15 protein-coding genes are annotated in these 20,266 nt (G+C 70.0%); 1 reads left to right on the forward strand and 14 read right to left on the reverse strand.

Annotated elements, in window-relative coordinates; genetic code table 11:
* Nucleotides 1–568: 568 nt before the first annotated feature.
* Nucleotides 569–3,712, forward strand: a complete 3,144-nt coding sequence (gene ileS, locus ACIBK5_RS17830; protein ID WP_399020652.1) for an isoleucine--tRNA ligase — start codon at nucleotides 569–571, stop codon at nucleotides 3,710–3,712.
* 189 nt (nucleotides 3,713–3,901) lie between these two features.
* On the opposite strand, the gene ACIBK5_RS17835 is transcribed toward ileS, so the two are convergent.
* The 14 genes from ACIBK5_RS17835 to ACIBK5_RS17900 form a co-directional block, all read right to left on the reverse strand.
* On the reverse strand, nucleotides 3,902–5,029 hold the full coding sequence (locus ACIBK5_RS17835) for a DivIVA domain-containing protein (protein ID WP_399020654.1): 1,128 nt from the start codon (nucleotides 5,027–5,029) through the stop codon (nucleotides 3,902–3,904).
* A 56-nt stretch (nucleotides 5,030–5,085) separates the two neighbouring features.
* Entirely contained in the window at nucleotides 5,086–5,370 is a 285-nt protein-coding gene (locus ACIBK5_RS17840; RefSeq protein WP_115908676.1) for a YggT family protein, read from the reverse strand.
* Between the two features lie 59 nt (nucleotides 5,371–5,429).
* Nucleotides 5,430–6,071: a cell division protein SepF gene (locus ACIBK5_RS17845; protein WP_184596554.1), complete on the reverse strand. Its 642-nt coding sequence runs from the start codon at nucleotides 6,069–6,071 to the stop codon at nucleotides 5,430–5,432.
* A 129-nt stretch (nucleotides 6,072–6,200) separates the two neighbouring features.
* Nucleotides 6,201–6,920 (reverse strand): YggS family pyridoxal phosphate-dependent enzyme, encoded by a 720-nt coding sequence (locus ACIBK5_RS17850; RefSeq protein WP_399020657.1) that lies wholly within the window; start codon nucleotides 6,918–6,920, stop codon nucleotides 6,201–6,203.
* A 6-nt stretch (nucleotides 6,921–6,926) separates the two neighbouring features.
* Nucleotides 6,927–7,658, reverse strand: coding sequence for a peptidoglycan editing factor PgeF (gene pgeF, locus ACIBK5_RS17855; RefSeq protein WP_399020659.1), 732 nt, complete (start codon nucleotides 7,656–7,658; stop codon nucleotides 6,927–6,929).
* Nucleotides 7,659–7,668: 10 nt separating this feature from the next.
* On the reverse strand, nucleotides 7,669–8,862 hold the full coding sequence (gene ftsZ, locus ACIBK5_RS17860; RefSeq protein ID WP_189729071.1) for a cell division protein FtsZ: 1,194 nt from the start codon (nucleotides 8,860–8,862) through the stop codon (nucleotides 7,669–7,671).
* Between the two features lie 288 nt (nucleotides 8,863–9,150).
* Nucleotides 9,151–9,945: a cell division protein FtsQ/DivIB gene (locus tag ACIBK5_RS17865; RefSeq protein ID WP_399020661.1), complete on the reverse strand. Its 795-nt coding sequence runs from the start codon at nucleotides 9,943–9,945 to the stop codon at nucleotides 9,151–9,153.
* A gap of 26 nt (nucleotides 9,946–9,971) precedes the next feature.
* Complete coding sequence (murG, locus tag ACIBK5_RS17870; RefSeq protein WP_382499101.1) at nucleotides 9,972–11,069, reverse strand: undecaprenyldiphospho-muramoylpentapeptide beta-N-acetylglucosaminyltransferase; 1,098 nt, start codon at nucleotides 11,067–11,069, stop codon at nucleotides 9,972–9,974.
* Between the two features lie 6 nt (nucleotides 11,070–11,075).
* Complete coding sequence (gene ftsW, locus ACIBK5_RS17875; protein ID WP_399020664.1) at nucleotides 11,076–12,440, reverse strand: putative lipid II flippase FtsW; 1,365 nt, start codon at nucleotides 12,438–12,440, stop codon at nucleotides 11,076–11,078.
* A gap of 145 nt (nucleotides 12,441–12,585) precedes the next feature.
* Nucleotides 12,586–14,025 carry a UDP-N-acetylmuramoyl-L-alanine--D-glutamate ligase gene (gene murD, locus ACIBK5_RS17880; protein WP_399020666.1) on the reverse strand — a complete coding sequence of 480 codons (1,440 nt, stop codon included), beginning with the start codon at nucleotides 14,023–14,025 and terminating at the stop codon, nucleotides 12,586–12,588.
* The gene (gene mraY / locus ACIBK5_RS17885) at nucleotides 14,007–15,098 is read right to left on the reverse strand and encodes a phospho-N-acetylmuramoyl-pentapeptide-transferase (RefSeq protein ID WP_215124499.1); all 1,092 of its coding nucleotides are present in this window, start codon (nucleotides 15,096–15,098) and stop codon (nucleotides 14,007–14,009) included. Before mraY ends, murD begins: the two co-directional genes overlap by 19 nt.
* On the reverse strand, nucleotides 15,098–16,513 hold the full coding sequence (gene murF, locus ACIBK5_RS17890; RefSeq protein WP_399020668.1) for a UDP-N-acetylmuramoyl-tripeptide--D-alanyl-D-alanine ligase: 1,416 nt from the start codon (nucleotides 16,511–16,513) through the stop codon (nucleotides 15,098–15,100). Before murF ends, mraY begins: the two co-directional genes overlap by 1 nt.
* Nucleotides 16,514–16,541: 28 nt before the next feature.
* Nucleotides 16,542–18,119 carry a UDP-N-acetylmuramoyl-L-alanyl-D-glutamate--2,6-diaminopimelate ligase gene (locus ACIBK5_RS17895; protein ID WP_399020671.1) on the reverse strand — a complete coding sequence of 526 codons (1,578 nt, stop codon included), beginning with the start codon at nucleotides 18,117–18,119 and terminating at the stop codon, nucleotides 16,542–16,544.
* Between the two features lie 187 nt (nucleotides 18,120–18,306).
* The gene (locus ACIBK5_RS17900; RefSeq protein WP_399020673.1) at nucleotides 18,307–20,262 is read right to left on the reverse strand and encodes a peptidoglycan D,D-transpeptidase FtsI family protein; all 1,956 of its coding nucleotides are present in this window, start codon (nucleotides 20,260–20,262) and stop codon (nucleotides 18,307–18,309) included.
* Nucleotides 20,263–20,266: the final 4 nt, after the last annotated feature.

Below are 20,266 nucleotides of genomic sequence, written 5' to 3' on the forward strand. Positions count from 1 at the left end.
GGACGATAAATCGACTTGAGTCCCGCGGCAACGGGGCACACCGCCCGATTCGCCCGCCTCGCGCATGCCGCGCGGCGAACCTGCATCCGTTGTGCCCAGCTCCCCGCCCGGTAATCCGCCGAGCCTGACGTCCCAGGATCCGAACACCCATACCACTCCATTCGGGTCATCAAACCCAAACGGCACCTCTTGCGCCACCCCCTCCCCGGCGGCCCCGAAAAGCGGTCGGCCGCTGTCCGCCCGGCGCCGTACACTGGGCGGAGCGAAAAGCGTGGATGGGGACGAGTAGCGGCGTACGCAGCCCAGAGCGACCCGGGGACGGTGGAAGCCCGGGGGCGAGCGCGACGTGAAGATCACCCCGGAGCCGCCGGAGGAAAGCCGTAGCCGAACAGCAGCGGCCTGTAGAACCGGCATCGCGACCCCAATGAGGGGGCTCACCGGCGCACACCCCGCACCGGAGGGCCAAGGAGGGTGGTACCGCGGGAGCGCGCCGAAGACGGCGCAGGCACAATCACAGCTCTCGTCCCTCCGGACGGAAGGCAGCAAGTCCGCCGGAGGAAGCCCGCTGATGACATCGCCGACGTACCGCCAGGTGCCCGCCCAGGTCGACCTGCCCGCCCTCGAGCACACCGTGCTCGCCTTCTGGGACGAGCAGAAGATCTTCACCAAGAGCCTGGAGCAGTCCGAGGGCCGCCCCGAGTGGGTCTACTACGAGGGCCCGCCCACCGCCAACGGCATGCCCGGCGCCCACCACATCGAGGCCCGCGTCTTCAAGGACGTCTTCCCCCGCTTCCGCACCATGCGCGGCTACCACGTCGCCCGCAAGGCCGGCTGGGACTGCCACGGCCTCCCCGTGGAGCTGGCGGTGGAGAAGGAGCTCGGCTTCTCCGGCAAGCAGGACATCGAGGCGTACGGCATCGCCGAGTTCAACGCGAAGTGCCGCGAGTCGGTGACCCGGCACACCAACGCCTTCGAAGCGCTCACGACCCGCATGGGGTTCTGGACCGACCTCAACGACCCCTACCGCACCATGGACCCCGCGTACATCGAGTCGGTCTGGTGGTCGCTGAAGGAGATCTTCAACAAGGGCCTGCTGGTCCAGGACCACCGCGTCGCCCCCTGGTGCCCCCGCTGCGGCACGGGCCTGTCGGACCACGAGCTGGCCCAGGGCTACGAGACGGTCGTCGACCCGTCCGTGTTCGTCCGCTTCCCGCTCACCTCCGGCCCGCTGGCCGGCGAGGCCGCGCTCCTGGTGTGGACGACCACGCCCTGGACCCTGGTCTCCAACACGGCCGTCGCCGCGCACCCCGAGGTCACCTACGTCGTCGCCACCGACGGCGAGGAGAAGCTGGTCGTCGCCGAGCCGCTCCTCGCCAAGGCCCTCGGCGAGGGCTGGGAGACCACCGGCCAGACCTTCACGGGCGCCGAGATGGAACGCTGGACGTACCAGCGCCCGTTCGAGCTGGTCGAGTTCCCCGAGCCGGCCCACTACGTGGTCAACGCCGACTACGTCACGACCGAGGACGGCACGGGTCTGGTCCACCAGTCCCCCGCCTTCGGTGAGGACGACCTCAAGGTCTGCCGCTCCTACGGCCTGCCCGTCGTGAACCCGGTCCGCCCGGACGGCACCTTCGAGGAGGACCTGCCCCTGGTCGGCGGCGTCTTCTTCAAGAAGGCCGACGAGCAGCTCACCGCCGACCTCGACGAGCGCGGCCTGCTCTTCCGGCACGTCCCGTACGAGCACAGCTACCCGCACTGCTGGCGCTGCCACACCGCGCTGCTCTACTACGCGCAGCCCTCCTGGTACATCCGCACCACGGAGATCAAGGACCGTCTCCTCACGGAGAACGAGAACACCAACTGGTTCCCCGACACGGTCAAGCACGGCCGGTACGGCGACTGGCTGGACAACAACATCGACTGGGCGCTGTCCCGCAACCGCTACTGGGGCACGCCGCTGCCGATCTGGCGCTGCGAGGACGACCACCTCACCTGCGTCGGCTCCCTCACCGAGCTGACCGAGCTGACCGGCACCGACCAGTCGGGCCTGGACCCGCACCGTCCCTACATCGACGCGGTCACCTTCGCCTGCCCGCAGGACGGGTGCGGCAGCACGGCCACGCGCGTGCCCGAGGTCATCGACGCCTGGTACGACTCGGGTTCGATGCCGTTCGCGCAGTGGGGCTACCCGTACAAGAACAAGGAGACCTTCGAGGCCCGCTACCCGGCGCAGTTCATCTGCGAGGCCATCGACCAGACCCGCGGCTGGTTCTACACGCTGATGGCGGTCGGCACCCTGGTCTTCGACAAGTCCTCGTACGAGAACGTGGTCTGCCTCGGCCACATCCTCGCCGAGGACGGCCGCAAGATGTCCAAGCACCTGGGCAACACCCTGGAGCCCATCCCGCTCATGGACCGGCACGGCGCCGACGCGGTCCGCTGGTTCATGGCGGCCGGCGGCTCCCCCTGGGCGGCCCGCCGCGTCGGCCACGGCACCATCCAGGAGGTCGTCCGCAAGACGCTCCTCACCTACTGGAACACGGTCGCCTTCCAGGCCCTGTACGCCCGTACGTCGGGCTGGGCCCCGTCCGAGGCCGACCCGGCCCCGGCCGACCGCCCGGTCCTGGACCGCTGGCTGCTGTCCGAACTGCACGCGCTCACCGACCAGGTCACCCAGGCCCTCGACGCCTACGACACCCAGCGCGCCGGCAAGCTGCTGTCCGCGTTCGTCGACGACCTGTCGAATTGGTACGTCCGCCGCTCCCGTCGCCGCTTCTGGCAGGGCGACAAGGCGGCCCTGCGCACGCTGCACGAGGTCGTCGAGACGGTCACGCAGCTCATGGCCCCGCTGACCCCGTTCATCACCGAGCGGGTCTGGCAGGACCTGATCGTTCCGGTCACCCCGGGCGCCCCGGAGTCGGTCCATCTGTCCGCCTGGCCGCAGGCGGACCTCACGGCCATCGACCCGGAGCTGTCGAAGCAGATGGTGCTGGTGCGCCGGCTCGTGGAGCTGGGCCGTGCCACGCGCGCGGAGTCGGGCGTCAAGACGCGCCAGCCGCTGTCCCGCGCCCTGATCGCCGCCTCGGGCTTCGACGCGCTGGACTCCGGCCTGCGCACCCAGATCACGGAGGAGCTGAACGTCGAGTCGCTCGCGACACTGAGCGACGTCGGCGGCAGCCTGGTCGACACCACGGCCAAGGCCAACTTCCGCGCGCTGGGCAAGCGGTTCGGCAAGCGCGTCCAGGACGTGGCCAAGGCCATCGCGAACGCGGACGCGGCCGGCCTGTCCCTGGCGCTGCGCGAGGGCACGGCGTCGGTGGAGGTCGACGGCGAGACCGTCACGCTCGCCCCCGACGAGGTGATCATCACGGAGACGCCTCGCGAGGGCTGGTCGGTGGCGTCGGACTCGGGTGCCACGGTCGCTCTCGATCTGGAGATCACGGAGGAACTCCGGCGGGCGGGCCTGGCCCGTGACGCGATCCGGCTGATCCAGGAGGCCCGCAAGAACAGCGGCCTCGACGTCGCCGACCGCATCGCGCTGCGCTGGACGGCGACCGACCCGGCCGTCACCGAGGCGCTGGCCGAGCACGCCGGCCTGATCGCCGACGAGGTCCTGGCGACGGACTTCGCCGAGGGCGAGGCGGACGACACCTACGGCGAGCCCTTCACTGACGAAGGTCTGTCCCTGACGTTCCGCCTGCGCAAGGCGTAACGCTCAGACCGAACAGCCCGAAGGCCCGGTCCCGCCAAAGATCTTGGTGGGACCGGGCCTTCGGCGTTGCGTACGCACGAACACGCGTGGCAGAGACTCTCACGGCAAAGGGTGAGGCCCCGGGATCCATCCCGGGGCCTCACCCTGAACGCTGCCGATGTCTACGCCGTACTACTGGCCATCAGGCCGTCAGTTGTCATCCTCGTCGATCAGGAAGCCCCGCATGGGCGAGGGCGCCTGACCCATCGGCGACGGGCCCTGCGGACGCACGGGCGCCATCGGCTGGGTCATCGCCGGAGACATCTGCTGCTGACCGCCGTAGGACGGACCGGACGGCGACGGGCCACCGCCCATCGTCTGGTTGCCACCGCCGTAGGACGGGGCGCTCGCGCCGGCCGGAGCCATGGAAGGCGCCGGGGACGGCGGGAGGGACGCGGCAGCCGGAGTGCGCGGCGGAGCCAGCGAGTCGTCGGCCTGGGTCTCCAGCTGGCGCAGCTGCGACTCCAGGTACGACTTCAGGCGCGTGCGGTACTCGCGCTCGAAGCCGCGCAGGTCCTCGACCTTGCGCTCCAGCGTGGCGCGAGCGGACTCCAGGGAGCCCATCGCCACGCGGTGCTTCTCCTGCGCGTCCCGCTCCAGGGCATCGGCCTTGGCGCGGGCGTCACGCTCCAGACCCTCGGCACGCGAACGCGCTTCCCCGACGATCTTGTTGGCTTCGGAACGGGCCTCGGCGATCGCCTGGTCGGCGGTCTGCTGGGCCAGCGAGAGGACACGGGCGGCACTGTCGCCACCGGGGCCTCCTTGACCGGGGCCGCCCATCGGGCCGCCCATGGGGCCGCCCATCGGGCCACCCATCTGCTGCTGCATCGGGGGCTGGCCCATGGGGCCCGGACCGCCCGGACCCTGGCCCATCGGACCGGGACCCTGCGGACCACCCTGACCGCCGGGACCGGCGGGCAGCTGCGGGGCACCGCTCGGCAGCTGGGGCGGACCACCCATGGGGCCACCCATCTGCTGCTGCGGCGGGCCCGATATGCCGGCGGGTACGGGACCACCCGGACCGCGCATGCCCTGCTGCTGCTGTTGCTGCTGATCCTGCTGGGGCTCCGGAGGCTTGCGCATGTTCTGCTGGTTCTGGGCAGCAGCGCGCGTGGCCGCGGCCAGTTTGGCGCGCAGGTCCTCGTTCTCACGGAGCAGACGGGTCAGTTCGGCTTCGACCTCATCGAGGAAGGCATCGACCTCGTCCTCGTCATAGCCTTCTCGGAGGCGGACGGTCGTGAACTGCTTGTTCCGCACGTCCTCGGGGGTCAACGGCATCTCTTCACCTCAACGTAGTCGTCGGCATTCGGCAAGACGGTAGGTCACATCGCTCATCACAGCCGGCTCACGATCGAGATCAGGATGTAGACGATGATCATCAGTACGAAGAAGGACAGGTCTAGCGCCACGCCCCCGAGACGCAGCGGCGGAATGACCCGCCGCAGAAGCTTGAGCGGTGGATCAGTGACAGTGTAGGTGGCCTCCAGAACGACCACCATCGCCTTGCCGGGTTGCCATGAGCGGGCGAACTGGAAGACATAGTCCATGACCAACCGGAAGATGAGCACGATGAGAAAGCACATCAGCGCGATGTAGATGACATCCAAAACCACGCTCATGACCTGCGCTTCCCTCTCCCCTGTGCCCTGCTGGGTACTGCTGTTTCCGGTGGTGCGTCTCAGCTCTGGTTGAAGAACCCGCCCTCTGCGATGCGGGCCTTGTCCTCCGCCGTGACATCGACGTTAGCAGGCGACAACAGGAACACCTTCTGCGTCACCCGCTCGATACTGCCGTGAAGACCAAACACCAGACCAGCCGCAAAGTCGACAAGTCGCTTCGCATCTGTGTCATCCATCTCAGTCAGATTCATGATCACCGGAGTGCCTTCACGGAAGTGTTCCCCGATGGTACGGGCCTCGTTGTAGGTCCGTGGGTGGAGTGTGGTGATCCGGTAAGGCTCTCGTTCGGACACGACCTTGGGCATGATCACCGGTGCGTTCTTCTCCAGACTTGCGCGTTCTTGTGTGATGGATGCCACGGGCGCGATACGCGCCGGGCGCCCGGATTCCGCGGGGAGCGAAGCGGAACGGGGGGCCGGTTCGCGAGGCACGGACGGCTGTACGACTCGTACCTCTTCGTCCCTTTGGGGCTGATGTGAGACGTGCGGCTGATGGGACGGCTCGTGCCGTCGGTGGTCCCGCTCGGGCTCCGGGTCCAGTTCGGGTTCGAAGTCGTCGTCGGGGTCGAATCCGCGGCCGTCGTACCCATCGTCCTCCACGAGGCCGAGGTAGACCGCCATCTTGCGCATCGCGCCGGCCATGCTCTGAGTCCTCCGCTCTGTGGTGGATCTGCTGACGACTGCCAAGTGCCTGCGATCCACGAGGTCCTTGAGTCCGCCTATCGGCGGCAATGACCATATTTTCTGCTGTGGTCCGACTTCTTGGCGACGTTACCCGAGCCTGGGGCGGACTCCGAGTACCGCGCTGCCGACGCGCACATGTGTCGCTCCGGCCGCCACGGCCTGTTCGAGGTCCGCACTCATCCCTGCCGAGACCATGGTGGCAGTCGGATGACTCCGGCGCAGGTCGGTCGACAAAACCATCAACCGCTCGAACGCCGCCTGTTCGCGTCCCGCATACTCGCCGGTGAGCGGCGCGACGGTCATCAGTCCGCCGAGCCGCAACCCCGGCGCCTCGGCCACGAGGCCGGCCAACTCCTCGATCCCGCCGGGAGCCACGCCTCCCCGCTCCCCCCTCGCGCTCTCCCCGGCGTCGAGCGCGACCTGGATGAGGCACCCCAGTTCGCGCCCGGCCCGGACGGCTTCCTTCGACAGAGCTGTGACGAGCTTGGAACGATCGACGGACTGCACGAAGTCCGCGTAATCGACCACCGATCGCACCTTGTTGGTCTGGAGTTGACCGACGAAGTGCCATGAAAGGGGCAGATCCGCACAGGCGGCAGCCTTGGGGGCCGCGTCCTGATCGCGGTTCTCGGCGACATGCCGCACCCCGAGTTCCGACAACATGCGCACATCGCTCGCGGGATAGGTCTTGGTGACCACGATCAGGGTCACTTCCTCGCGCCCCCGCCCGGCGGCCGCGCATGCGTCGGCGATGCGTCGCTCAACTTTCGCCAGATTCGCGGCGAGTTCGTCCTTACGGTCCGTCATGCCCCATCAGTCCAGCCACACATAGCCCGCGAGCCGACCGGTGGTGCGGTCGCGGCGGTACGAGAAGTGATCGTCCGACTCCAGCGTGCACACCGGAGACTGCGCCCGGTCACGCACCCCGAGCCGTTCGAGCTGGGCGTGCACCCCGGCGCTCACGTCGACCGCCGGAGTGCCCCAACTGGTTTCGGCGTACGCCGCCGGCTCGACGGCGGACACCTCGGCGCGCATCGCCCCCGGCACCTCGTAACACCGGCCGCAGACGGTGGGCCCGGTGCGGGCGACGATCCGGGAGGGCTCGGCCCCCAGTTCGGTCATCGCGCGTAGCGCGGCCGGGACGACCCCGGCGATCATGCCGGGGCGGCCCGCGTGGGCCGCTGCGGCGATCCCGGCGACCGGGTCGGCGAGCAGCACCGGCACGCAGTCCGCGGTGAGCACGGCGAGGGCGAGCCCCCGCTTCACCGTGACGATCGCGTCGACCGACGGGATCTCCGACGAAGATCCCCACGGCCGGTCCACCACCGCCACGTCGGCCCCGTGCACCTGGTTCATCCAGACCACCCGGTCCGGCTCGACACCCAGGGACTTGGCGGCCAGGTCCCGGTTGGTGCGTACGGCGTCGGGGTCGTCGCCGACCGCTCCGCCGAGATTGAGCTCCTCATACGGAGCGGCGCTCACTCCGCCCCACCGGTCGGTGAAGCCGAAGTGCGCGCCGCCCACGCTCTCGCGCTGTCCTATCACGACTGAAGGATCACTTGAGGAAGTCCGGTACGTCCAGTTCCTCGGCCGCGCTGTCCGAGTAGGTCCGCGGCGCCGGCGGGACCGGCGGGGCGACCGGGATGTCGTTGACCGGCTCCGGAGCGGGCTCCGGGTCCTCCTTCGGGGTCACGCTGCCGAGCGAGCCGAAGGACGGGCGGCTCTCGGTCTGCCGCGCCGGTGCCGGCTCCTCGCGCTTGGCCGAGGACGAGCCGAGGACGTTGTCCCGCTTGGACGGCGGCTGGCCCCCGTCGAAGCCGGCCGCGATCACGGTGACCCGGACCTCGTCGCCGAGGGCGTCGTCGATCACCGCACCGAAGATGATGTTGGCCTCGGGGTGGGCGGCCTCGCTCACCAGCTGGGCGGCCTCGTTGATCTCGAACAGACCGAGGTCGCTGCCGCCGGAGATGGAGAGGAGCACACCGCGGGCGCCGTCGATGGACGCCTCCAGCAGCGGCGAGGAGATCGCCATCTCGGCCGCGGCCACCGCGCGGTCGTCGCCACGCGCCGAGCCGATGCCCATCAGCGCCGAGCCCGCCTCGGACATGACCGACTTGACGTCGGCGAAGTCGAGGTTGATGAGGCCGGGGGTGGTGATGAGGTCGGTGATGCCCTGGACACCGGAGAGCAGGACCTGGTCGGCCGACTTGAAGGCGTCCAGCACCGAGACCTGGCGGTCCGAGATGGACAGCAGCCGGTCGTTCGGGATGACGATGAGGGTGTCGACCTCCTCGCGGAGCTCGGCGATGCCGTCCTCGGCCTGGTTCGCGCGGCGTCGGCCCTCGAAGGTGAACGGGCGCGTGACCACACCGATGGTGAGAGCGCCGAGCGAGCGGGCGATGTTGGCCACGACGGGCGCCCCGCCGGTGCCGGTGCCGCCGCCTTCACCGGCTGTCACGAAGACCATGTCGGCCCCCTTGAGGACCTCCTCGATCTCCTCGCGGTGGTCCTCGGCGGCCTTGCGGCCCACGGCCGGGTTGGCTCCGGCGCCGAGTCCGCGGGTGAGTTCACGGCCGACGTCCAGCTTGACGTCGGCGTCGCTCATCAACAGAGCTTGCGCGTCGGTGTTGATGGCGATGAACTCGACGCCCTTGAGACCGACCTCGATCATCCGGTTGATGGCATTGACACCACCGCCGCCGACACCGATGACTTTGATGACTGCGAGGTAGTTCTGCGGTGCTGCCACGTCGAAGGCCTCTCGCCTCGAGTTACGTGTCGCCGAATCACCGTGACGCACTGCGCCCCGCGACCCGACGACTGATGCCGAATGGGACGGTCCGTATCGCCGACCCGAACCCTAACCCTGAAGTTTAGGGTTACCAGTGTGTCTGTTCCTTGGAGTCTTCTGAACAGGACACTAAGTCGACAAGTGGCGCACGTTCAACGAACACGCCGAACCTCCCGTTTTTCTTTTCACCCTATGTGATCAGCCGTAGCACTGCCCAACCAGGGTGCTGGCCTGCGCGGATGTGCGTCAACTCGCTGATGACGCGGGCGCGGTGGGAACACTCACGTCGAAGTAACGCGCGCCGGGCGAGGCTTTCATCAGGGCGGTGAGCGTACGGGCCTTGACCGCGCCCTTCTCGCTGCTGCCCCAGACGACCGTGCGCCCGTCCCTCAGCTCCAGCGAGATGTCGTCGTAGGAACGGACCTTGACGGTCTGTGTGCCGCGGGCGACGGCGGCCGGAACGGCCCGGGCGACGACGACCGCCTCGCGCACCAGCCGGGCCTCGCCGAAGCGGCGCAGGCTCGCGGCGGCGGAGCTGGACCGGGACAGTGTCAATTCCAGTGCGGGCACGCCTTTCGGGGCCTCGGACACCGTGGCGAAACGGACACCTTCATCGTCCACTTCGACGAACTTTCCGCCCTTTTGGACAATCAGAACCGGAGTCCGCTCGACCACTTTCAGCCCGATTCCCTCGGGCCAGGAACGGACCACGTCAACCGAGTCAATTCGGGGCAATTTCCGGCGCAGTCGTGTCTCGATCGCTTCGGTGTCGACGGAAATCAGCGGCTTCCCGAGGGGTACGTCGGCGGCGGCCCTGACCTGAGCCGGTGTCAGGACCCTGGTGCCCGACACGGAGACGCGCTCGGCACGCAGCCAGTCGGAGCCGTAGAACAGCCAGACCGTCGGGAAGCCGAGGAAGACCAGGACGAGGCCCAGGATGACAATCACACGAAGCCGGGCCCGCCTCGACCGCGGGCGGAGCGGCGGGCCGGACGACTTCTGCTGGCGTTCACCGCGCTCGGCGGTGGTCGATCCGGCCACGCTCCCCTGCCTTCCGTCATACAGTCCTAGCGGTGTGCACGACTGGCGGCGATCGCCTCGTACACCATGCCGACGAGCAGGTCGTCGGCGTCCCGGCGGCCGAACTCGGCGGCACTGCGGGACATCTGGTACAGCCGGTGCGGGTCGGCGAGCACGGGCAGGACGTTCTGCTGGACCCACTCGGGGGTCAGCTCCGCGTCGTCGACCAGCAGGCCGCCGCCGGCCTTGACCACCGGCTGGGCGTTGAGCCGCTGTTCGCCGTTGCCGATGGGCAGCGGGACATAGGCGGCCGGGAGCCCGACGGCGGAGAGTTCGGCGACGGTCATCGCGCCCGCGCGGCAGAGCATCATGTCCGCCGCGGCGTACGCGAGGTCCATCCGGTCCAGATAACTTACCGGGATGTAGGGGGGCATTCCCGGCATCTGCTGGACCTGCGGCAGTTCGTTCTTCGGACCGACCGCGTGCAGGATCTGGATTCCGGCCTGCTGGAGCCAGGGCGCGACCTGCTGGACGACCTCGTTCAGGCGGCGAGCACCCTGGGAGCCGCCGGTGACCAGCAGCGTGGGCAGGTTCGGGTCGAGGCCGAAGGCGGCCCGGGCCTCGGGGCGTACGGCGGCCCGGTCCAGGGTGGCGATGGAGCGGCGCAGCGGGATGCCGATGTAACGGGAGTTGCGCAGCTTGCTGTCCGGCGTGGAGACCGCGACCTGGCTGGCGTACCGCGAGCCGATCTTGTTGGCCAGGCCCGGGCGGGCATTGGCCTCGTGGATGACGATCGGCACGCCGAGGCGCTTGGCCGCGAGGTAGCCGGGCAGGGCGACATAGCCTCCGAAGCCGACCACGGCGTCCGCCCTGGTGCGCTCCAGGATCTGCTCGGTCGCCTTGATCGTCCCGCGCAGCCGGCCCGGGACGGTGATCAGCTCGGGGGTGGGCTTGCGCGGCAGCGGCACGGCGGGGATCAGCGCGAGTTCGTACCCACGCTCGGGCACGAGACGTGTCTCGAGGCCGCGCTCCGTTCCCAGGGCCGTGATGCCCACGCTCGGATCCTGCCTGCGCAGGGCGTCCGCGAGGGCGAGCGCGGGCTCGATGTGGCCCGCGGTTCCTCCGCCGGCGAGTACGACATGCACCGAAATTCACCGCTCTCCGGACGAGCGCGCCGCCGAGGCACGCCGTCGCATCGTGTTCCATCTCCGGGGACTCCGAATGGAACCGGTGCCCCCAGCCCCCCGCTTTCTACCAAAGCGGGGTTGCCGCATCGCAAGCGCCGCCCGCGCAGCGGGCTCGTCGCGTGCGAAGGCGATCAGCAGCCCGATGGCGAACATGGTCGGCAGCAGGGCGGATCCTCCGTAGGAGAACAGCGGGAGGGGGACGCCGGCGATCGGCAGCAGACCGAGCACCGCACCGATGTTGATCACGGCCTGGGCCGTGATCCAGGTGGTCACGCCTCCCGCGGCATACCTGACGAAGGGGTCCTCCGTGCGTCCGGCCACGCGGATACCCGCATAGCCTAGAGCCGCGAAGAGGGCGAGTACCGACAGCGTCCCCGCCAGGCCCAGTTCCTCACCGGTGACGGCGAAGATGAAGTCGGTGTGGGCTTCGGGGAGTTGGCCCCATTTCTCCACACTCGCGCCCAGCCCGGAGCCGAAGATTCCGCCCGAGGCCAGGGCGTAGATGCCGTGTACGGCCTGCCAGCAGTCGACGGGGCCCGACTGGGGTTCGGTGGCGCCGAGGCACTGCAACCGGGCCATGCGGTTGGCGCTGGTCTTGATGAGGATCAGGCCGAGCACGGCGGCGATCGACAGCACACCGGCGAACAGCCGCGTGGGCGCGCCGGCCAGCCAGAGCAGGCCGAACAGGATGGCGGTGAGGATGATCGCCGTGCCCATGTCGCCGCCGATCATGATCAGCCCGAGCAGCATGAAGGCGGCCGGCACCAGCGGGACGAGCATGTGCTTCCACTGGGTCAGCAGCTTCCTGTCCTGCTTGCGGGCGAGCAGGTCGGCGCCCCACAGCACGAGGGCGAGCTTGCCGAACTCGCTGGGCTGGATCTGGAAGGAGCCGCCGACGGCGATCCAGTTCTGGTTGCCGTTGACCGACACTCCTATCCCCGGGATCTGTACCAGGATCATCAGGAAGACGGCACCCGCGAGGATGGGGTAGGCCAGCGCCCGGTGCAGCTTCACCGGCATCCGTGAGGCGGCGAACAGCAGCCCCGCGCCGATCACCGCCGCGAGCAGCTGCTTGCGGAAGAAGTATGAGCCCGGCAGCGACATCTGCAGCGCGGTGATCTGGGAGGCCGAGTAGACCATCACCAGCCCCAGCACCGTGATCAGCAGGCTGCCGCCGAAGATCAGGTAGTAGGCGGTCAGCGGCCGGTCCCAGCCCCTGCGCGCCCGCAGGTACAGGCCCAGGACGCCGCTCTCGCGCGCCGGCCGGGGCGTGGCGGGCCGGCGGACGGGCCGCTGCGCGGGCGGCCCTCCGGTACGGCTACCGGGCATCGACGTCTCCCGTGAGGGCGCGTGGGAGGGGCGGGGGCGTCGGCCCCGGGTCGGCGGCGGGTGCCCGCCGGTTCGTCTCGGGCCACATCCGAGTCACGCGTCCCTCCAAGGGTCCCGAAGCACCCGCCGTGGCCGAGACCGACCGTCAGGTGCCCGCGCCGAGTGCGCGAACCGCCTCCGCGAACGCGTCACCACGCTTGTTGTAGTTGGTGAACATGTCCATCGAGGCGCAGGCCGGGGCCAGCAGCACCGTGTCGCCGGGCTGTGCGAGCCGCCGCGCCTCCTGGACAGCCTGGAGCATCGCCCCAGTGTCGGTCCGGTCGAGGTCGACGACGGGTACTTCCGGGGCGTGTCGCGCCAGGGCTTCGCGGATGAGCGCGCGGTCCGCGCCGATCAGCACGGCCCCGCGCAGCCGCTTCGCCGACTTGGCGACCAGCTCGTCGAAGGCCGCGCCCTTGGCGAGCCCGCCCGCGATCCACACGATCGGCTCGTACGCCGCCAACGAGGCTTCCGCCGCGTGGGTGTTGGTGGCCTTGGAGTCGTCGACGTACGCGACGCCGTCCACGTCGGCCACGAGCGCGATGCGGTGGGCGTCCGGGGTGAAGGCCCGCAGACCGTCCCGTACGGCCTTGGCGGGCACGCCGTAGGCCCGGGCGAGGGCCGCCGCCGCGAGGGCGTTGGCGATGTTGTGCGGGGCCGGCGGGTTCACGTCGGCGACCTCGGCCAGCTCCTGGGCGTTCTTCTGCCGGTTCTCGACGAAGGCGCGGTCGACCAGGATGCCCTCCACGACACCGAGTTGGGAGGGCGCGGGCGTGCCGAGGGTGAAGCCGACGGCCCGGCAGCCCTCCTCGACGTCGGCCTCGCGGACCAGGTCCTCCGTCGCCTTGTCGGCCACGTTGTAGACACAGGCGACCTGATTGCCCTCGTAGATACGGCCCTTGTCGGCGGCGTACGCCTCCATGGAGCCGTGCCAGTCGAGGTGGTCGGGGGCGAGGTTCAGCACGGCGGCCGAGTGGGCGCGCAGGGACGGCGCCCAGTGCAGCTGGTAGCTGGACAGCTCGACGGCGAGCACGTCGTAGCGCTCCTCGCCGAGCACCGCGTCCAGGAGCGAGACGCCGATGTTGCCGACGGCGGCCGTGCGCAGGCCCGCCGCCGCCAGGATCGAGGCGAGCATCTGGACGGTCGTGGTCTTGCCGTTGGTGCCCGTGACGGCGAGCCAGGGAGCGGCGTCGGGGCCGCGCAGGCGCCACGCCAGCTCGACGTCGCCCCAGACCGGGACGCCCGCCTGCTCCGCCGCCGCGAACAGCGGCTTGTCCGGCTTCCAGCCGGGCGCGGTGACGATCAGTTCGGAGCCCTGGGGCAGCGTGTCGCCGTCGCCGAGGCGCACGGTGATCCCGAGCGCCTCCAGCTCGGCCGCCTGCGCCCGGGCGCGCTCGTCGGCGCCGTCGTTGACGACCGTGACGATCGCGCCGAGGCCGTGCAGCACCTTGGCCGCCGGGACGCCGGAGACGCCGAGCCCGGCGACGGTGATGCGCTTGCCCTGGAAGGCGAAGGGCTCCGAGGAGGTCACTTGTCCGCTGCCCATCCTGCGTAGAAGAGGCCTAGTCCGACGATCACACAAATGCCCTGAATGATCCAGAAGCGGACCACGACAAGCACTTCGGACCAGCCCTTGAGTTCGAAGTGGTGCTGGAGTGGCGCCATCCGGAAGACGCGCTTCCCGGTGAGCCTGAAGGAGCCGACCTGGATCACCACGGACATGGTGATCAGGACGAAGAGGCCGCCGAGGATGGCGATCAGCAGCTCGGTGCGGGAGCAGATCGCGAGGCCGGCGAGCACACCGCCGAGCGCCAGCGAACCGGTGTCGCCCATGAAGATCTTGGCCGGCGAGGTGTTCCACCACAGGAAGCCGAGGCAGGCGCCCATCAGCGCGGAGGCGACCACCGCGAGGTCGAGCGGGTCTCTCACCTCGTAGCACGCGCCCGGGTTGGTCAGGGTCTGCGCGTTGGCGCAGGACTCCTGGAACTGCCAGACACCGATGAAGGTGTAGGCGCCGAAGACCAGCACCGAGGCGCCGGTGGCCAGACCGTCCAGACCGTCGGTCAGGTTCACGCCGTTCGACATCGCGAGAATCATGAACAGCGCCCAGACCACGAACAGCACGGGGCCGATCGTCCAGCCGAAGTCCGTGATGAACGACAGCTTCGTGGAGGCGGGGGTGTTGCCGCGGTTGTCCGCGAACTGCAGCGACAGCACCGCGAACCCGATGCCGACGATGAGCTGTCCGGCCATCTTCGCCTTGGCCCGCAGACCCAGCGAACGCCGCTTGACGATCTTGATGTAGTCGTCGAGGAAGCCGACCAGGCCCATGCCGACCATCAGGCCGAGCACCAGCAGACCCGAGAAGGTCGGTGCCGCGTCGGCCTCCGGGTCCAGATAGCCCGTGATCACCTTGGCCAGGAAGTACGCGGCGACCGTCGCCAGGATGAAGGCGATACCGCCCATGGTCGGCGTACCGCGCTTGCTGGCGTGCTCGCGCGGGCCGTCGTCGCGGATGTACTGGCCGTAGCCCTTGCGGGCGAGCAGCTTGATCAGCAGCGGGGTGCCGACCAGGGTCAGGAAGAGGCCAATGACTCCTGCGAACAGGATCTGCTTCATCATCGGGCGGAAACCTCACCCTCGGCACCGGACTCGATGAGCGCCTGCGCCACGCTCTCGAGGCCGACCGAACGGGACGCCTTCACGAGTACGACGTCCCCCGGGCGCAACTCGCTGCGCAACAGGTCGACCGCCGCCTGTGCGTCGGACACGTGCACCGACTCCTCACCCCACGAACCCTCGTTATATGCGCCCAGTTGCAGCCAGGCGGCTTCCCTGCCACCGACCGCGACGAGCTTGCTGACGTTGAGCCGGACGGCGAGCCGCCCGACCGCGTCGTGCTCGGCGAGAGCCTCGTCCCCGAGCTCGGCCATCTTGCCGAGCACCGCCCAGGTCCGCCGCCCCTTGCCCATCGCCGCGAGCGCGCGCAGAGCGGCTCGCATGGACTCGGGGTTCGCGTTGTAGGCGTCGTTGACGATCGTCACGCCGTCCGGGCGCTCGGTGACCTCCATCCGCCAGCGGGAGAGGGAGCCCGCCTCGGAGAGCGCCACGGCGATCTCGTCTGCGGACATGCCCAGTTCGTGGGCGACGGCGGCCGCGGCGAGCGCGTTCGACACGTGGTGCTCACCGTACAGGCGCATGGTCACGTCACTTGCACCGGAGGGTGTGTGAAGCCTGAACGAGGGCTGTCCGGTGTCCGTGAGTCGCACGTTCTCGGCGCGAACGTCCGCTTCGCCGGACTCTCCGAAAAAGATCACCTTCGCCTTCGTACGGGCGGCCATGGCCCGTACGTAGGGGTCGTCCGCGTTGAGGACCGCGGTGCCGCCGTCGGCCTCGGACGGCAGCGCCTCCACCAGCTCGCCCTTGGCCTGTGCGATCTGCTCACGGCCGCCGAACTCGCCGATGTGGGCGCTGCCGACGTTGAGGACGAGGCCGACCTTCGGGGGCGTCAGACCGGCGAGGTAGCTGATGTGCCCGATGCCGCGGGCGCCCATCTCCAGGACGAGGAACCTGGTCTCCTCGGTCGCGCTGAGCGCGGTCAGCGGCAGCCCGATCTCGTTGTTGAGCGAGCCCGGCGTGAACACCGTCGGCGCCTTGCTCCGGAGCACCTGCGCGATGAGGTCCTTGGTGCTGGTCTTGCCCGCCGAGCCGGTGAGGGCGACGAGGGTGGCACCGAGACGTCGTACGACGTGCCGCGCGAGGGCTCCGAGGGCCGTCTGTACGTCGTCCACGACGATGGCGGGCACGCCGACGGGCCGGGTGCCGAGCACGGCCACCGCTCCCGCCTCGACGACCGCCGCCGCGTAGTCGTGTCCGTCCACGCGCTCGCCGGCGAAGGCGGCGAACAGGCTGCCCGGCACCGCCTCGCGGGAGTCACGGACGACCGGGCCCGTGACCTGGACGGAGGGGTCCGGTATGTCGTGTGTCTGCCCGCCGACGACTTCTGCGATCTCGGCGAGGGAGAGGGCGATCACAAGTTCATCCCCTGGGTCTTCTGGATTTTCATCCCTGGGTCTTCTGGACGGCTTCGCGAAGTACCTGGCGGTCGTCGAAGGGACGGACCACCCCGGCGATGTCCTGGCCCTGCTCGTGGCCCTTGCCCGCGACCAGCACGGTGTCGCCGGGCTCGGCGCGGGCGACGGCGGCGGCGATCGCGGCGGCCCGGTCCTCGAAGACCTGCACCTCGCCGCGCTCGTGCGCGGGCACGGAGGCCGCGCCCTGGAGCATCGTGGCGAGGATCGCGAGGGGGTCCTCGCCGCGGGGGTTGTCGGAGGTCAGTACGGCGGTGTCGGCGAGCCGCGCCGCGGCGGCACCCATGGGCTCGCGCTTGGTCTTGTCCCGGTCGCCGCCACAGCCGAGGACGATGTGCAGCTTGCCCTCGGTGACCTTGCGGAGCGCTTTGAGGACCGATTCGACCGCGTCCGTCTTGTGGGCGTAGTCGACGACCGCGAGGTAGGGCTGCCCGGCGTCCACGCGCTCCAGACGGCCCGGCACGCCGGGTACGGCGGCGACGCCGTCGGCTGCGGCCTGCGGGTCGAGGCCGGCGACGGCGAGGGCGACGATCGCGGCGAGGGTGTTGGCCACGTTGAAGGGGCCCGGCAGCGGCGACTTGGCGCTGATCCGCTCGCCCTTGGGCCCGATGACGGTGAACGTCGAGTCCAGCTGGCCGACCTCGACGTCCTCGGCGCGCCAGTCGGCGTCGGGGTGGCCCTCGGCGGAGTAGGTGACGACCGGGACGGTGGCTTCGTTCGCCAGCCTGCGGCCGTACTCGTCGTCGACGTTGACCACGCCGAGTTTGCCGCGTTCCGGCGTGAACAGCTGCGCCTTGGCCTGGAAGTAGTCCTCCATGCCGGAGTGGAACTCCATGTGCTCCGGGCTGAGGTTGGTGAAGACGCCGATGTCGAAGACGCAGCCGTCGACCCGGCCGAGGACCAGGGCGTGGCTGGAGACCTCCATGGCGACCGCGTCGACGCCGCGTTCGCGCATGACGGCGAACAGGGCCTGGAGGTCGGTGGCCTCGGGGGTGGTGCGCTCGGACTTGATGCGCTCGTCGCCGATGCGCATCTCGACCGTGCCGATCAGTCCCACCCGTCGCCCACCACCGCCCTCAACCGACGGCGCTACGCGCCGGCCCCCCTCGTCCGTGGACCTGACGGTCTTCAGGCCGCCCTCGACGAGGTAGGCGGTGGTGGTCTTGCCTGAGGTACCCGTGATGCCGATCTGGAGCAGGTCCCGGCCGGGGTGGCCGTAGATCGTCGCGGCCAGCTCGCCCATCCGCCCGCGGGGGTCGTCGACGACGAGGACCGGCAGCCCGGACTCCGCGGCGCGCTCCGCGCCGGTGGGGTCGGTCAGCACGGCGGCCGCGCCGAGGCCGGCGGCCTGCGTGACGAAGTCGGCGCCGTGCAGCCGGGCGCCCGGGAGGGCGGCGTACAGGTCACCGGGGCGCACGGCGCGTGAGTCGTGGGTGATGCCCGTGACCTCGGCGGCGCTCTCCGGCGTGGGAGCACCCAGCTGATCGGAGAGTTCCGCGAGGGGTGTGGCGGAGACCTGCACCGGCCTGGGCGGCCCGGGGTATGTCACGGGATGGCCCTTCTGGGTGGTTTGGGACTGATCAGCGTGTGGCACGGCGGTGAGCGTACCGGGCGTACCCGCCTCCGGGCGAAGTGAGGGGGCGGCGGCGCTCTGGTTCCCGGGGTCGGGGGTGATCGTTGTCACGGGGGCGGTCCTGGTGGCTCGGTGGTGCTCGGTGCTGATCAGGGCTCGGGGTTCAGTTGAAGGAGACGGGCAGCTTCGCGGCCTTGGCGCCGGTCGGCGGGACCTGGAGGGACTTCAGTGCGAACTCCATGACCTTCTTGTAGACGGGGCCGCAGATCTGGCCGCCGAAGTAGCTGCCCTGGGTGGCGTTCTGGATGGCGCAGTAGACGGTGACGCGGGGCTTGTCGGCGGGCGCGAAGCCGGCGAAGGACGAGGTGTAGCCGTGGTACTTGCCGGTGGCCGGATCAACGCGGTTGGCCGTGCCGGTCTTGCCCGCGACGCGGTAGCCGGGGATGCGCGCCTTGGTGCCGGTGCCCTCCTCGTCGTCCACGACGGACTCCAGCATCTGGGCGAGGGTCTTCGCCGTCTTGGCGCTGACGACCCTGGTCTTCCTGGGCTCTGGGGCCGGGGCGAAGCGGCCTTCGGGGCCCTTGGTGCCGCGGACGAGCGAGGGTTCGACGCGGACGCCGCCGTTGGCGATGGTCGAGTACACGGACGCGGCCTGCATGGCGTTGATGGAGACTCCCTGGCCGAAAGGAATCGTGTACTGCTGCGAGGTCGACCACTTGTCGGGCGGGGCGAGGATGCCCTTGGTCTCGCCGGGGAAGCCCAGACCGGTGTAGCTGCCGAGGCCGAACTTGCGCAGGTAGTCGTAGAGGACCTTGTTGGACTGGGCCTGGGTCTTGCCGAGCTGGCCGGTGGCGAGGATGGTGCCGATGTTGCTCGACTTGGCGAGGACGCCGTTGAGCGTCAGGTACCAGGTCGGGTGGTCGATGTCGTCCTTGAAGAGCCGGTCGCCGCGGTGCAGCCGGTTGGGCACGATGACGTGGGTCATCGGGGTGGCGGTGTTCTCCTGGAGGACGGCCGCCATCGACATGACCTTGGCGGTGGAGCCGGGCTCGAAGGCGTCCTGGACGGCCGCGTTGCCGAGCGCGGCCGAGTCGGCGTCCGACAGGTCGTTGGGATCAAAGCCGGGCGAGTTCGCCATGGCCAGGATCTGGCCGGTGCGGGTGTCCTGGACGATGACGTAGCCGCGGTCGGCCGCGGACTCCTCCACCTGGTCGGTGATGGCCTTCTGGGCGGCCCACTGGATGTCGCGGTCGATGGTGAGCTCGACGTCGCTGCCGGGCACGGCGGGTGTCTCGGTGGAACCCACGGTGGGGACGAGACGGCCGCCGGACTGGGCGTAGCGGATCTTGCCGTCCTTGCCGGCCAGCTCCTTGTCCAGCTGGAGTTCGATGCCGCCACCGGGCTTGCCCTCGCCGTTGACCCAGCCCAGTATCCCGGCGGCGAGGTCGCCGTTCGGGTACACGCGCTTGCTGGTGCCGACGGAGAAGACGCCCGCGAGGACGTTGTGCGCGGACTTGTCCGTCTCCTCCTTCTTGGCGAGCGCGGACTTCAGGTCCTTGATCTGCTTCCAGACCTGCGGGGTCTGGCGGGAGGCCAGCTTCGTGTAGCGCAGGGACTTGTTCTTCGGCCGCAGCTTCTCGACCAGGGACTCCTGGTCCTGGCCGAGGATCGGCGCGAGGAGCGCTGCGGCCTGCTCGGGCCCGTCACCGATCTTCAGGTGGTCCGGGGCGAACATCGTGGGGTCGGCCGTGATGTCGTAGGCGTCCTCGCTGGTCGCCAGGGCCACACCGGACCGGTCGGTGATCTCGCCCCGGTCCGCCGCCAGCACCTGCCCGACGTAGCGGTTCTGCTCGGCCTTGGCCGCGTAGGTACTCGCGTCGACGGCCTGCACCTGGAACAGCCGCACCACGAAGGCGATCATCACCAGCGTCAGCGCGAGCCCGACCAGGCGCAGCCGGGGCCGGGGGCTGCCCAGCCGCAGGGGCCGGGGCGCCCCCGGCCGGGCCTGGGACGGCCGCCGGGCCGGACGGGCACCGGGGCCGGGGCGCCGCCGGGCATCGGGCCGGGCGGGCCTGGCGGGGCCGGGCACGCGGCGGCGCGGGGGTTCCCTGTCGGACACTTCC

Origin of the sequence: Streptomyces sp. NPDC050546 (assembly GCF_044457425.1) — a bacterium.
Classification (GTDB): Bacteria; Actinomycetota; Actinomycetes; order Streptomycetales; family Streptomycetaceae; genus Streptomyces.

What these genes read in the sequence shown, in the direction of transcription:
- ftsW (WP_399020664.1), bottom strand. Translation starts at nt 12,440, where the DNA reads ATGCCCGGTAGCCGTACCGGAGGGCCGCCCGCGCAGCGGCCCGTCCGC.
- ACIBK5_RS17835 (WP_399020654.1), bottom strand. Translation starts at nt 5,029, where the DNA reads ATGCCGTTGACCCCCGAGGACGTGCGGAACAAGCAGTTCACGACCGTC.
- mraY (WP_215124499.1), bottom strand. Translation starts at nt 15,098, where the DNA reads ATGAAGCAGATCCTGTTCGCAGGAGTCATTGGCCTCTTCCTGACCCTG.
- ACIBK5_RS17845 (WP_184596554.1), bottom strand. Translation starts at nt 6,071, where the DNA reads ATGGCCGGCGCGATGCGCAAGATGGCGGTCTACCTCGGCCTCGTGGAG.
- ileS (WP_399020652.1), top strand. Translation starts at nt 569, where the DNA reads ATGACATCGCCGACGTACCGCCAGGTGCCCGCCCAGGTCGACCTGCCC.
- ACIBK5_RS17840 (WP_115908676.1), bottom strand. Translation starts at nt 5,370, where the DNA reads ATGAGCGTGGTTTTGGATGTCATCTACATCGCGCTGATGTGCTTTCTC.
- ACIBK5_RS17850 (WP_399020657.1), bottom strand. Translation starts at nt 6,920, where the DNA reads ATGACGGACCGTAAGGACGAACTCGCCGCGAATCTGGCGAAAGTTGAG.
- murD (WP_399020666.1), bottom strand. Translation starts at nt 14,025, where the DNA reads ATGGGCAGCGGACAAGTGACCTCCTCGGAGCCCTTCGCCTTCCAGGGC.